The sequence below is a fragment of the Bhargavaea sp. CC-171006 genome (assembly GCF_009761675.1).
Lineage (GTDB): Bacteria > Bacillota > Bacilli > Bacillales_A > Planococcaceae > Bhargavaea > Bhargavaea changchunensis.
On record NZ_QUZH01000004.1, the window covers coordinates 159,020 to 172,328 of the forward strand.

Annotated in this window: 12 protein-coding genes; 1 reads left to right on the forward strand and 11 read right to left on the reverse strand. The window is 52.7% G+C overall.

What is annotated here, in order from left to right:
* Positions 1 to 46: 46 nt before the first annotated feature.
* A complete protein-coding gene (gene hemG, locus DZC51_RS02215; protein WP_157293739.1) occupies positions 47 to 1,429 on the reverse strand; it encodes a protoporphyrinogen oxidase in 1,383 nt (460 codons plus the stop codon).
* 162 nt (positions 1,430 to 1,591) lie between these two features.
* Between hemG and DZC51_RS02220 the strand changes: the two genes are divergently transcribed.
* A complete protein-coding gene (locus DZC51_RS02220; protein ID WP_157293740.1) occupies positions 1,592 to 2,137 on the forward strand; it encodes a phosphoribosyltransferase family protein in 546 nt (181 codons plus the stop codon).
* 89 nt (positions 2,138 to 2,226) lie between these two features.
* Here DZC51_RS02220 and DZC51_RS02225 read toward each other — a convergent pair whose 3' ends face one another.
* The 10 genes from DZC51_RS02225 to DZC51_RS02270 all read right to left on the reverse strand — a co-directional run bounded on the left by DZC51_RS02225 (position 2,227) and on the right by DZC51_RS02270 (position 13,203).
* Positions 2,227 to 3,135, reverse strand: a complete 909-nt coding sequence (locus tag DZC51_RS02225) for a DNA-3-methyladenine glycosylase family protein (protein ID WP_157293741.1) — start codon at positions 3,133 to 3,135, stop codon at positions 2,227 to 2,229.
* 173 nt (positions 3,136 to 3,308) lie between these two features.
* Positions 3,309 to 4,655, reverse strand: a complete 1,347-nt coding sequence (locus DZC51_RS02230; RefSeq protein WP_157293742.1) for a purine-cytosine permease family protein — start codon at positions 4,653 to 4,655, stop codon at positions 3,309 to 3,311.
* A gap of 22 nt (positions 4,656 to 4,677) precedes the next feature.
* Positions 4,678 to 5,007 (reverse strand): cupin domain-containing protein, encoded by a 330-nt coding sequence (locus DZC51_RS02235; RefSeq protein ID WP_157293743.1) that lies wholly within the window; start codon positions 5,005 to 5,007, stop codon positions 4,678 to 4,680.
* Positions 5,007 to 6,752, reverse strand: a complete 1,746-nt coding sequence (locus tag DZC51_RS02240) for a hydantoinase B/oxoprolinase family protein (protein ID WP_157293744.1) — start codon at positions 6,750 to 6,752, stop codon at positions 5,007 to 5,009. The genes DZC51_RS02235 and DZC51_RS02240 overlap by 1 nt, the downstream gene beginning before the upstream one ends.
* A gap of 1 nt (position 6,753) precedes the next feature.
* Positions 6,754 to 8,799 (reverse strand): hydantoinase/oxoprolinase family protein, encoded by a 2,046-nt coding sequence (locus DZC51_RS02245; RefSeq protein WP_157293745.1) that lies wholly within the window; start codon positions 8,797 to 8,799, stop codon positions 6,754 to 6,756.
* 27 nt (positions 8,800 to 8,826) lie between these two features.
* Entirely contained in the window at positions 8,827 to 9,366 is a 540-nt protein-coding gene (locus tag DZC51_RS02250; RefSeq protein WP_157293746.1) for a helix-turn-helix domain-containing protein, read from the reverse strand.
* A 188-nt stretch (positions 9,367 to 9,554) separates the two neighbouring features.
* Positions 9,555 to 10,094, reverse strand: coding sequence for a helix-turn-helix domain-containing protein (locus tag DZC51_RS02255; protein ID WP_198304037.1), 540 nt, complete (start codon positions 10,092 to 10,094; stop codon positions 9,555 to 9,557).
* A 160-nt stretch (positions 10,095 to 10,254) separates the two neighbouring features.
* Positions 10,255 to 11,430 carry an N-acetylglucosamine-6-phosphate deacetylase gene (nagA, locus tag DZC51_RS02260; protein WP_157293747.1) on the reverse strand — a complete coding sequence of 392 codons (1,176 nt, stop codon included), beginning with the start codon at positions 11,428 to 11,430 and terminating at the stop codon, positions 10,255 to 10,257.
* Positions 11,431 to 11,449: 19 nt separating this feature from the next.
* On the reverse strand, positions 11,450 to 12,283 hold the full coding sequence (locus DZC51_RS02265) for a MurR/RpiR family transcriptional regulator (RefSeq protein ID WP_157293748.1): 834 nt from the start codon (positions 12,281 to 12,283) through the stop codon (positions 11,450 to 11,452).
* Positions 12,284 to 12,294: 11 nt separating this feature from the next.
* Positions 12,295 to 13,203, reverse strand: coding sequence for an ROK family protein (locus DZC51_RS02270; RefSeq protein WP_157293749.1), 909 nt, complete (start codon positions 13,201 to 13,203; stop codon positions 12,295 to 12,297).
* Positions 13,204 to 13,309: the final 106 nt, after the last annotated feature.

Here is a 13,309-nt window from a genome sequence, read left to right on the forward strand (position 1 = left end):
GAATATGGACGAAACGGTCAGCCCCTTTGTCGGGACTGACCGTTTTTCAATTACCAAATACTTCCTCTGCCTTTTCCCGCCCATTCGCGATGCAAAGGCCGATGCCGACACCGTGGAACGATGCCCCGGCGACCTGGACATTCGGGTAGGACGCTGAAAGGAACTGTTCCAGCTCCTCCACCGCCGTCCGATGTCCAAGGCCGTACTTCGGCATCAGGCCTAGCCATGGCGTGACTTCAACCACCGAAGGCTCCGCGTCCAGGCCAAGGCTTTCCTTCAGATCTCGGCGCGCGAGGGCGATCAGTTCCTCCCTTTCCATCGACGAGATTTCATCGAATTTCGGATTGGAGTTTTTGTAGAACAGCCTGACAAGAAGCCGTTCGTCAGGCGAGGTATGCGTCCATTTCCTGCTTGTCCATGTGCAGGCATCGCAGACGACCTGCCCGTTTCCGGCATTGATGAACCCGGTGCCATCAGCGGGAAGCTCGGAATCCGGAAGATCGTAGCCAAGATACATTGTCAGAATCGAGGCGTTGGTGAAGATATCGAACACTTCCGCTGGCGCATCCTTGCCGAGAAGCCTGCGCACCCGGGAATCCGGCAGGGCCAGGATGACCCCGTCGGCCCGGAGTTCCCCGTGCCCTTCAACCGATACAACATAACCATCCCCGTCTTTTTCAAGCCGCTCCGCCTTGGCCCCTTTCAGGATGCGGACACCAGACATTGCTTCTTCCATCCGGTCAATCAGTACGGACAACCCACCGTCGAACGACAGGAATTTCTTGTTCGCCTGGGACTGGAACTTTTCGCGGTTTTCGCCCAGACCGCGGATGATGCTGCCATATTCGTTTTTGTAGTCCAGCAGATACGGCAGTGTCGACCCGAGTGTCAGTGAGTCAAGAGAACCCGAATAGACACCGGACAACACGGGAGCCACCTGACGCTCCACCAGTTCATCGCCAAGGAATGCTCTCAGAAATGCGCCGATGGGGCTGTCCTTGGTAAACTCATGCTCGGTTTCTTCAAAATCCTTCAGCGCGGCCCTTTTGCCTTCTTCGGATACTAGCGTTGACGCCATGAGGGACTCTTTGTCCATCGGGATGCCAAACACCGTATTCGCCGGGATGGCATGCAGTCCGCCGTCCCGGTAAAGATAAGAAATCCCGGTCGCGTTGTGGACGACACGATCCTGGAGACCGAGTTCTTCCACCAGCGTCCCGACCGCCTCGTGGCGTGCCACGATCGAATCCGCGCCTGCCTCCATGATGAATCCGTTCTCGTGCAGCGTCCACAGTTTGCCGCCGAGCCTCTTCTCTGCTTCGACGAGCGTGATGTGGATGTCTTCTTTGGATTGACCGGCCAGCTGATGCAGCCGGTGTGCAGCGGACAGTCCGGTGATGCCTCCGCCGACCACGATATAACGTTTCATAAGTCACCCGCTCCTTTTAACAACTTTCTACCGCAAGTGTACACCGTTTTGCGCAACTGATGCGACTTGCGCCCAGACAGTTTTGTGACAGAGACCGTCCGAAAAAGGGTAAACTGAAGATGGTACTTATCTTCGGTCCGAAACAGGAAAGGAAGGGACTTCATGCGGAATACGTATAAAATAACCATCGGAACCGTCACCCGCGAACTGCCGCTTGTCTGGGTCTCCGAAGAACTGCGCATCGCCAGCTTCGTCATCCTCGGAGACAGCGAAATCGTAACGGAAGCCGCCTTCCTCATGGCAGACAAACTGCCTGAAGTGGACTTCCTTGTGACCGCCGAGGCCAAAGGCATCCCCTTTGCCCATGAAGTCGCCAAGCTCAAGGGAATGCCCCGTTACATCGTGGCCAGGAAAAGCGTGAAAGCGTATATGGAAGAGCCGTTTGTTGCGACCGTGACCTCGATGACGACCCATAAGCAACAGAAACTTGTCCTGGACGGTCATGATGCTGCGACAATCAGAGGAAAACGAGTCGCCCTGATCGATGACGTCATCAGCACCGGCGACTCCCTACGTGCGCTGGAAGCCCTCGTCACGGAAGCCGGCGCAGAAATCGTTGCCCGTGCCGCTATTTTGGCTGAAGGAGATTCGGCTGACCGTGAAGACATCATCTTTCTCGAAAAGCTGCCGCTGTTCCCTGCTGAATGATGTAAAAACAGGCGGCTCCGATTTTATGGAGCCGCCTGTTGCTGTTGAGAAGTTGACGATCTTCATTGAGACGTTGATGATCTTTCAGTTCAGCCCCGCTCCGCCTCGCTGCTCAGATAGCGCCACAGATAAAAGGTCGCATAGGCCCGCCAGCCTTTCCACGGTTCGGCGAATGCCTCCACTTCCGGAAGGGTCGGCTTCCGGTCCAGTCCCGCAACAAGCTTCAGGGCGTTGTGAAGACCGACATCCGCGGCAGGATAAGCATCGGGCGAACGGAGGCAGCGCATGAGGACATAGTTGGCGGTCCACGGGCCGATACCCCGGATGGCAGTAAGCCTGTGTTCGATCGCCCGGTCGCCGCCCAGTCCCAGAAGCCCTTCCTTCGTGAGTTCTCCGTCCGCGATCAGCCTGGCGACGCCGATGATGTATTCACACTTCCTGGCGGTGATCTTCAATTCACGCAGCGCTTCCGGCTCAAGCGCGGCCACTGTCTCCGCGGAAGGAAACAGATAATGGGTCACACCGTCCGCATCGATGGCCTGACCGAATGTCTCGACAAACCTGCGCTTCAGCACATAAGCAAACGCGACGGTGATCTGCTGCCCAAGAATCGCCCAGACAAACGTCTCGAACAGATCGGGGATACCGACGACTCGGAGACCGCTATGCCGGCGGACCGCTTCCTGGAGAAGCGGTTCCCTCTCGCTCAGCTCATAGAATGGCAAGAGGTCCCGGCCAAGGTCAAGCCAGTCGCGGACAAATCGTTCCACACCGGATGCTGCCCCCTCCGCTTTTCCGGAGATGGTGACCATAATTCCGTCCGGATGCTCTTCCATCCTGAACAGTACCGGCTTTCCTTCTATTGCAATAGCTCGCAGCACCTTTTCATCTTGAATATGGAACATGCACTCATCCGCCGAGCGCGACAAGTATTCCAAGTTCTCTGAAAAGCTGAAGTCATCCGGTGTTCGGATGATCAACTGCTGATGGATGCTCACAATTAATCCCCCTCTCCTCACATACCAGAGCACTGATAACTCTATTGAAGCATTCGTCTGCAAGTTGAGCACTCACCGCAAATCCTCATCTTCCGCCATTGTACAGTAATTAAACGGCCAAAGAAAAACGGTCCTCCGTAGAGAACCGTTTTCCTGCTTTTCATTTATTTACGTTATACCGGTTCTGCCTGTTCGGCAGGGGCAGTTTCTTCTTTCCCTATTCCTTCAGTGAAATGATCTGGCTTGACCTTTGCTTTTACCTGCATGCAGACCAGATAAATCGCGCCAGATGCAATGAGTGATTGTACTGCCGGAATTCCAAATGAGGTTACGTACTGTGTCAAGTAACCGATTAATGTTCCTGCAACCAGTGCAATTGTCGCCATCCAGTTCCAGCCGTGAAGATCTTTCCACTGTCTGCGGCGAATAAAGAAGAAGTCTGCCATCATGACGCCGGCGATGGCTGGATAAACGAGTGCCGTCATGTACAGGAAGTCCATGAAGTAATCGAGTATGCCTGCTAGCGCGATGACAATCGCGATAATCGTTCCTCCGAGGGTAAGGAGTGCCCGTCCCCTGTTTGAGTTGACATTGCAAAGATTCGCCAACGCAAGGCCCATGCTGTAATTGTTGACGAGTTGGCTCGTCCAGGTTGCAAACCAGAGAATGAGGAAGCCCCATACCGGGAAGCCAAGGTTCATCATGACATTGACGATATCGGCATCACCGACGCCAACAGACATGACCGCGCCAACATAGAAGAGCGGGAGCCCTACTCCAACAATTCCAATAGGAATAATGAGATTGTCTTTGATGGTCGGCTTCGCGTACCGGGTATAATCGGATGCAATGACCCACTGGGAGACGTTGATTCCAATGACCAGCGAGAGCGCTGCCAGGAATGTCATCTGTGGCTCAGGGTTCCACGACATGATTGTATTCCACCCTGTATTTTTCAGTGCAAAATAGATCCCTCCGGCAATGAGGAGCAACCCAGCCGGGACCGCGATGTAATCCGTCCACTTCATCGAGTTATATCCGATAATGGAAGGAAGTGCAAAAGCAAGACCCGCGATAATCGTGACAACTGCCCACGGCCAAAACTCGTTTTCGTAATCAATGCCGAACATCGCGGAAATCGCATTACCTGCCACCGCTGTCTGCAATGCCCACCAGCCGAGAGATACGATGAAAATAGTCATACCGACGATGAATCTTGCCTGTGCAGCTCCAAAACTGGTACGAGCGATGACTGAGGATGAACGTCCGGTCTTGGCTCCCATATACCCGGCGACTGCATTTCCGATCCACTGAATGACGACTAGTGCGATGAGCAAAACCCAAAAGATTTCTGTCATCCCAAATGAACCTGCGAGCGTAGCGCCAACCATGAGAACCGGAATTGTGAACTCCAGACCCCCAAAGATCATTGTCGGAGTCATCCAATGCTGGCGTTTGTTTTCCGGAATGGGTGCCAGCGCCTCATCCTTGCCATTGCTTAGCGGCTTAGTGCTTTCCATTTAATGCTCCCCCTTTCTCTCCTTAGCCGACAAGAACGAATACCAGTTCGCAGTCTTCCTCTCCATTATTTGTTGCTATATGTTCCTCGCCTTTCGGGATGAATGTAGCTTCCCCTGCACTGACATGAATTTTCTCGCCCCCGATTTCAGTGACAAGCGATCCCTTCAGAATAATCGAATACTCATTTTCAGTATGCTTGGAAACACCGGTTAGCGGGACCTGTTCTCCTGCCCGGATTACGACCCGGCCTACTTTCACCCCACAGTCGCCCAAGGACTCCTGAAAAGCCGTTTTCATGGAGTAAGCGCCGTTGCCTTCCTCTTTCAGATCCGCAAGTTTCAGCACTTCCATTAGTTTTCCCTCTTCTCTGTGATCCCTTCGACCTCGAAAGTCTCCGAATTAACTAGAACCCCATACTTTTCTTTTGCCTGGGCTACAGTCATGTAGCCGTTTTTCACGTCTTTCGCTACTTGTCCGGAAGGTCGCTTAAGGGGATCTCCATATCCGCCTCCCGTTGCTGTCATTAACTTGACGACGTCCCCTTTGTTGAGTGGATATCGCGGATACATGCCGAATGGTCCATCGGTCGTACCCTCTTTCTTTTCGATGATAAATTCGTTTGGAGATCCCTTTTCTCCGCCGTTCAAACCCCACGGATGGAATTTGTTACGGCCGAATGTCGCGGAAACCATCTGCTTGTCAGTCATGGCACGGTAGCTCCGGATGACGCCAGCTCCGCCGATATATTCACCGGCGCCCATGCCGTCAGTTTTGAGGCTGTACTCGTCGATCATGACACCGTAACGGGTTTCCGCCACTTCAACAGGAACATTGTATGTCTCGCCGTCACCGATACAGAATTGACCGCGGGCTCCATCCTGTCCCTGCGCCGCGCCCCAGCCGCCGGCAGACGGTTCGACAATCAGGAATGGCTCGCCGTTTACATGGTGGTTGCCGGATAACGTCACCGCACAGACCGACAGCAGCTGGCCGGCAGGAAGGCGGTCCGGAAGATGAGGGGCGAGTGCCTGCATGACGACATCCGCGCCTCCCTGCATCGCCTCCCAGTAGACAGAAACCGGAGCCGGACGTTCCGCAGAAAGGATGGACGCCGGATCGGTGATAATTTCCAGAGGACGGAACACCCCATCGTTGACATCCTGGGAAGGATTCGTAACCGCCAGGAACACCGTACGCACCGCTGAGACAAGGCCGGTATAAGTCACGTTGACAGGACCCGGTACCTGCGGATGGGATCCGCGGAAATCACAAATGAATTTGTCATCGGTAATCGTGACCTTTACCTGAACGTGAAAAGGTCCATTGCCGAAACCGTCGTCGTCGACATAATCTTTCGCGAAGAATTCTCCTTTAGGAAGCTTTGCAAGCTCCTTCCTTGCCATTTGTTCACCGTGGTCAAGATAGTTCTCTATAGCTGCCTTTACCGTTTCTGTGCCGTTTTTTTCACAAAGCTCGCGGACACGTTTGTCCCCGGTACGGATGGCTGCCACCTGGGCCCACAGGTCCCCGAGCGACAAGTCGGGGAACCGGACGTTCGCCTGAATCATGTCGATGATGGCCTGGTTTAGCCGGCCTTCTTCATATAGCTTGACACAAGGGAACTGCAGTCCTTCCTGATAGATTTCAGTCGCATCATTGCTGAATGAACCTGGATCTTTGCCTCCAACATCTGTCCAGTGAGCCTTGTTCGCAGCGAATGCGACCAACTCGCCATCCGCGAAAATTGGCATCACAAATCCGACATCAGACAGGTGAGAGCCACCGCCGGCATAAGAATCATTAATGATGATAATGTCGCCAGGGTTCAGATCCCCTTCATTCCCAAACTTTTTCAATGTCTCCTTCACCATGAAAGTCAGCATCCCGATAAATCCCGTAACTCCATTTCCCTGGGTAAGCAGTTGGCCTTTTGCATCGGTCAAGCCACTCGCATAGTCAAGTACTTCGTAGATGACCGGGCTCATGGAAGTCCGTGCAAGTGTGTGGAACATTTCTTCACCAATAGCTACAAGAGAGTCTTTAACAATTTCGAGCGTGAACGGATCGACATTCTTTAGTTCTTTGATTGTTGTCATTTCAGCGTACCTCCGTTTCGATGATCAGGTTACCGTACTCGTCAATCGTCGCAGATTGCCCGGGGTATATGACTGTCACTGCTGCCTGCTCCTCGATAATTGCCGGCCCGCTGAATGACATTTTCGGTTCCAACTTCATTCGGTCATAAACGTCCGTATCTACCCAACCTTCCTGTTCATAGTAAACTGGACGATTTTCCTTGATGGCATCGCCTGCTAATCCTCCGGCAGCCTCCAGCTTCTTGAGTGACGGTTTTTCAATCGATCCGAACGCGGTCAGATGGAGGTTTACGATCTCCGTCTCTGCGCCTTCAAGTTTGAATGTGTAGTTTTTCTCATGCAGCTCATGGAAATTGGCAATGAGCTGACTGATAGATTCTTTGGTAATCGGTCCGGAGCCAAGCGGTACTTTGACTGTATGTTCTTGTCCGGCGTAGCGCATGTCCGCAAAACGAAGAAGACGGACGTGGTTCTTGGCAATATTCTCTTCTTCAAATTGGGCAATTGCAGTTTCGGCAAGCTCATCCCACTCGTTGTTAAACGTATCGAAATTAAGTCCACTCACACGGGCGATATAAGTCTGGATATAATCATGGCGCAGATCGGTCATGAGCATTCCCCACGCGGAGAATACCGGTGATGCGACCGGCACGACCACCTTCCCGACGCCCAATTCCTTCGCAAGTGCCGGGGCATGCATGGATCCGCCACCTCCGAATGCAATAAGCGTGAAGTCCCGGGGATCATATCCTTTTCGAACGGAAATCAGCTTCAATGCATTCAGCATGTTCGAGTTTGCGATTCTGATGATGCCGAGTGCCCCGTCCTCCGGCTTCATGCCGAAACGATCTGCCACTTTTGTCTTGATAGCTGCCTCTACTTGAATCATATCCACGTCATAATCGAAGTTCTTGGGCGACAACCGTCCGGTCAAGAGATTGGCGTCGGTTGTTGTCGGCTCCGTTCCTCCCTGTCCGTATGCAACAGGACCGGGCACAGAACCTGCAGATTGTGGCCCGACCTTCAACGCGCCGCCTTCATCGATCCATGCGATAGAACCGCCCCCGTTTCCAATCTCCACAATATCAACGACCGGTGTCTTAATCGGATAGCCCGCATGATATTCATCTTTTTCGATATAGTAGTCCGTGGAAACTTTGACTTCGCCATCCGCAATAAGCGAACACTTTGCTGTGGTACCACCGATGTCAAAAGCGATGATATTCTTCTCCCCGATGATTTCTCCTAAATAAGCAGCTCCGTAAATACCGGCAACCGGGCCAGATTCCACCATGTTGATTGGTGTCTTCTTTGCCTGTTCAAAGGTCGTTGTCCCGCCATTTGACTGCATGATATATCGGAGATTACCGGATCCAAGTTCTTCAAGCCGTCCGTTCAGACGGTCGATGTAGGAGGAAGCGATTGGCTTCACATAGGAATTGAGCACCGCTGTATTGGTCCGCTCATATTCACGCCACTCCTTCGTTACCTCATGAGATGCAGTGACGGCTACTTCCGGCCAAAGCTCTTCGACTAGTTCAACGGTCCGTATTTCGTGGGTTGGATTCTTATAGGCATGTAGATAAGCAACCGCAATGGCGTCAACGTTTTCCTTCCTGAAATACTCAACAAGCTGTCTGATGCGTTTCTCATCAAGCGGTTCCACTACTTCACCCTGCTGGCTCATTCGCTCCGTGACTTCCTGCCTGAGATACCGCTCAACGAATGGTACCGGCTTCTCATAACGCAGGTTGAACAGATCCGGACGGTTGCCGCGGGCAATCTCAAGGACATCACGGAAGCCCGCAGTCGTAATCAGGCCAGTAGTGACACCTTTACGCTCTGTCAGCGCATTAATGATGACTGTCGTCCCGTGGATAAATGTCTGGATCGACTGCGGATCCACCCCGCTCTTGCCGATGACATCAATTACTCCCTGCTCAAAGTTCGGAGGGGTTGTCGGGCTCTTGGCTACTCCGATACTTCCTTCCTGGTCCACATAAACCAAGTCCGTAAACGTTCCTCCAATATCAGTTGCGACTCTCATTTTAATACTCCCCCTTGTCTAGTCATTTCAAAATACAACTGGCGTTACGATACATAACAGGACCGCCTCTTCATCACAGAGATTCTCCCAGCCGTGGGGCACATGCGAGGGAAAATGGATGGTGTCCCCCTCACCTACCACATACTCCTCCTGATCAAGCTGGACTAAAATTTCTCCTTTGACGACGTAGTAGAATTCTTCACCCGGGTGGGAATCGACCTCTTGCCTTACCCTTGGAGCAAGAGTCACTAAGATTGGTTCAAGCCCTCGCCCATCGAACTCCCCGTTTAGCCGTGAATAAACAACCGGCGAACTTTCAAACCGGAACGACTTCTGCTCTTCCCTCTTCAGCACATAGTTGACATTGCTCTCTGTCAAGAAAAACTGGCGGATAGGTACGTCGAACGAGTCCGCAATCTTTTTTAGAGATGTAATGGCCAATGACGAAGTCCCGCGTTCCAGCTGTGACAGAAAACTCACGGACAGTCCGGTTCGTTCACTAACATCTTTCAGCGTGTACCCCTTGGACTTCCGAAGGCGTTTAATTTCCTTGCAAACCTCTTCCATAGCTCTCTCCCATAATATCGTGCAAAAAATCGTAATAATTGAAGCTGTATTAAATTAATTCCGATAATAGCATAATCTTTTCGTAATTGAAAGAATAATTTTAATAATTAAAGAAGGGTTTTTTCAACAAAAAAACAGATATTCCGCGTTGGATAACGCGAAATACCTGCAGAGCATATTGATGTGGTTTAAAAGATCACGGGGGTCAAAACGCACAAAAACGAGGATTCTTCGTTTAGTGGGTTTTCCCACGAATGGGGAAGGTTTGATGGAAAGTGGATGGTGTCGCCTTCCCTCATAAAATATTCCTTCCCATCCACCGTAAATAAGGCCGCCCCCTTTAAGACAAAATAAAACTCCTCACCTGGATGCGAGTCTCTAACTTGTTTTTCACCTGGAGACAGTGTCACCAAAAGCGGTTCCAGGCTTCGGCCACCAAACTCTCCGCTCAGCCGCGCATAGACAGCTGATGAACCTTCCAGACGAAAAGGCTTTCGTTCATCTTTTCTCAATAAATAATTATGATTCTGCTCAGATTCAAAAAACCGGGTGATCGGTACGCCAAATGCGTCCGCTATTTTCTTTAGTGATGTGATGGCAAGAGATGAACTTCCTCTTTCCACCTGTGATAAGAAGCTGACAGACAAGTTAGTTCGCTCACTCAAGTCTTTCAATGTATACCCCTGCTCTAACCGGAGTCGTTTTATCTCCTGATAGATTTCATCCAATAGAATCCCCCCAATTACAGTCAGCCTATAAATATTACCGTAGTATTGAATTGCTATGATCGTACCAAATTATGTTATAGATAGGAAGAGTTTTATTGTGCAAAGAAAAAAGGCTGATCCGCAATATTACGGTCAGCCCCATAGTTTTGGGTTTCTATAATTACAGGGTTTTCTGTTCAATATCAAACGCCACTTTCCCCCGGCAGAGCGTCAGCCGGATATTCAGATCGTCATCCATCAGAATCAGGTCCGCGTCCTTCCCTTCCCGGATGCTGCCTTTCCGGTCATCGACTCCAAGTTGGCGGGCCGGGTTCCATGATGCCATCTTCACGATGTCTTCAATCGTGACACCGTTGAAACCGAGCATGCGGCGGGCTCCATCGTTCATCTTCAGGATACTGCCGGCAAGAGTCCCGTCCGCCAGTTCAGCTCGATCTTCGGTTACTTTGACTGGCTGCCCGCCGAGTTCGTAATCTCCCGGCGAAAGGCCCTTTGCCCGCATGGAGTCGGTGATGAGGATCAGCCGCTCAGGGCCGATGTTCCGCCAGATCAGGCGAAGCATTTCTTTATCGACATGGATGCCGTCCGCAATCAGTTCCGCCTTCAGTGCATCCAGAAGAAAAGCTGCCCCGACCACCCCGACATCGCGGTGATGGATGCCCGGCATGGCATTGCAAAGATGGGTCACCTGGCTGACACCTTGAGCTGCGGCTTCCTCCATCCCTGCAAACCCCGTATCGGTATGTCCGGCCGAGACGACAACGCCCGATTCCGCAAGTTCCCGGATGAAAGCACCGTCCAAGTCATGTTCGGGAGCCATCGTGACGACCTTGATCCGTCCTCCGGCCATCTCCTGCCACTTCCTGAACAGCTCCGCGTCGGGTTCTGTTATGTAGGCTGCCGGCTGAGCACCGGCCCGTTTTTTCTCCACAAACGGACCTTCCAAGTGGACGCCGAGCACTTCCGCCTGCCCCGGCCCGTTCGGGTATTCTGCGACATTCCGAAGAGCGTTGCCGATGCTTTCATGAGACTGGGTGATCGTTGTGGCAAGGAAGGATGTCGTCCCTTCCCCAGGCAGGAATCGCGCCATCGAATCGAGCGCCTCTTCCGTTGCGTCCATCACGTCCGCTCCGTCCGCTCCGTGGATATGGCTGTCGATAAAACCTGGAAGGACATTCAGGGAAGAGCCGTCAATCTCCTGCACATCTTCCGAAAGACCTTCAGGACGCGCGCCCGACACACCCGCAATCTTGCCATCCCGGACGAGTACATAGCCCCCTTCCAGAACGCCTTCCTCGGCATGGACCCTGGCTCCACTGATCAAAATCGGTTGCATATCGCTCATCCTTCCCTTGTCAATACAGTTTTCCTGAAATACTGTCGGATACTTCCCTCTTTACCCGTTCTGCTTCCTCGTAATTGTTCATCGTCAGTCCGGTGCAGATCAGGTCGACCAAGTACAGCTGTGCCACCTTCGAGACGAGAGATCCGCTGTCCAGCGGGCTTTCCTTGGCGGACGTCAGCAGGATATGGTCGGCGTACTTGGTCAGAGGAGATTTTACGTAGTTCGTCAAGGCGATGACAGTCGCCTTTTTCTCCTTGGCGACACGGACCGCATCGACAATGTCCTTCGTTCCGCCTGTGAGGCTGATCGCGATCACCACGGATTTCTCGTTAAGAGAAGCGGCGCGCATCATCTGGAAGTGGGAATCTGTCACGACACTCGTGTGCTTCCCGATCCTCATCAGGCGGTGCTGCATGTCCAGCCCCGCGATTCCGGACGAACCGATGCCGAAGATGACCACATCATCCGATCGGTCGATCGCCCCTATGCTCGCGGACAGTTCGTCCTGAACGACGACATCATGTGTATCCCGGATCGCCTGGACCATATTTTCCCGGATCCGTTCAAGATAGGTTTCACCCTGGTCGGTGCCGGCTTCGGCGATTTCCCTGGCGAACAGAAACTTGAAGTCCTGGAAGCCTTTGTACCCCAGCTTCCTCAGAAAACGGAGTGCCGTCGCCTCGGCCACACCACTCGCCTCCGAGAATTCTGTCAGGGAATGATAGATCACCTGTTCAGGGTGCTCAAGAATATAGGCATAGATTTTCTGCTCGGACTTGGTGAATTGGTGTTTGTGCTGTTCCATGACCACGGACGGCCTCACATTGCTGAGCGGACTGTTCATCCCGTTACCCCCTATCCATTTTTCCGGCTTTCCATGAAATGATGGGCCGCTCCAAGCAGATTTGCCCGGTTGCCCTGCTCCGCCAAGCGGACTTCAAGTGATTTGCGGTGGTTCGGCATGACCTTCTCGCGGAGGGATTCTTCAATCGCGCTCCTTAGGATCTCACCCTGTTCAGAAACGCCTCCGCCGATGATGATGCATTCGGGATTAAAAGAATGGACAAGGGACTGGAGACCTGTCGCAATATCGTCCACCCAGCGCCCGAAAATTTCAAGCGCCCGCTCTTCTCCGTCCTTGACCAGCTCGAAGAACGCCTCCAGATCCGGCTCACCGTCATAAGCATCCCGGATCAGCGCAATCAGGGCGGAAGCCGATGCGTACTGTTCATAGCAGCCGCTGTTACCGCAAGTGCACGGCTTCCCGCCCGGATACAGCGAGATGTGACCGATTTCGCCCGCAGAAAATGCAGAGCCCGTGAAAAGATGGCCATCCAAAAATAGCGCCCCTCCGATTCCGGTTCCGATCGTCATGCAGACAAAGTTCCTTACGCCCCGGCCGGCCCCTTTCCAGTGTTCGCCGAGCGCCGTGCAGTTCACGTCATTCTCGACCGTGACCGGCAGCCCCGTATGCCGGCTGACCCGCTCCGCGACTGGCGTGCCTGTATAACCCGGAATGTTGTCCGTGGCGAACACGACCGAGCCGTTCCGGTTGTCGATCTGCCCAGCAGAGCTGATTGCGATTCCTTCTATATCAAAGTGTTCCCGGAGACCGTCGGAGATTTCGCAAACTTTCTCAACGACCGCGTCTCCCCCACGCCTCGCCTCCGTCGGCACGGAACCATGGTGGATCAGTTCACCCGATCCGCTGAGGATCCCGTATTTGATGGATGTCCCGCCGATATCAATGACGCCAAGCATCATGATCTTCCCTCATTTCTACTTCTATTGTTATTCTCAATTCTCCCGTTGTCCATTGAAAAAGAGAAAAACCCATGACAGGTTTTTCTCTTTCTCTGCCTTTCGGCTG

Excerpts from the sequence above, each read along its gene's own strand:
- hemG (WP_157293739.1), bottom strand. The coding sequence starts at position 1,429 with ATGAAACGTTATATCGTGGTCGGCGGAGGCATCACCGGACTGTCCGCT.
- DZC51_RS02220 (WP_157293740.1), top strand. The coding sequence starts at position 1,592 with ATGCGGAATACGTATAAAATAACCATCGGAACCGTCACCCGCGAACTG.
- DZC51_RS02230 (WP_157293742.1), bottom strand. The coding sequence starts at position 4,655 with ATGGAAAGCACTAAGCCGCTAAGCAATGGCAAGGATGAGGCGCTGGCA.
- DZC51_RS02235 (WP_157293743.1), bottom strand. The coding sequence starts at position 5,007 with ATGGAAGTGCTGAAACTTGCGGATCTGAAAGAGGAAGGCAACGGCGCT.
- DZC51_RS02240 (WP_157293744.1), bottom strand. The coding sequence starts at position 6,752 with ATGACAACAATCAAAGAACTAAAGAATGTCGATCCGTTCACGCTCGAA.
- DZC51_RS02245 (WP_157293745.1), bottom strand. The coding sequence starts at position 8,799 with ATGAGAGTCGCAACTGATATTGGAGGAACGTTTACGGACTTGGTTTAT.
- DZC51_RS02250 (WP_157293746.1), bottom strand. The coding sequence starts at position 9,366 with ATGGAAGAGGTTTGCAAGGAAATTAAACGCCTTCGGAAGTCCAAGGGG.
- nagA (WP_157293747.1), bottom strand. The coding sequence starts at position 11,430 with ATGCAACCGATTTTGATCAGTGGAGCCAGGGTCCATGCCGAGGAAGGC.
- DZC51_RS02265 (WP_157293748.1), bottom strand. The coding sequence starts at position 12,283 with ATGAACAGTCCGCTCAGCAATGTGAGGCCGTCCGTGGTCATGGAACAG.
- DZC51_RS02270 (WP_157293749.1), bottom strand. The coding sequence starts at position 13,203 with ATGATGCTTGGCGTCATTGATATCGGCGGGACATCCATCAAATACGGG.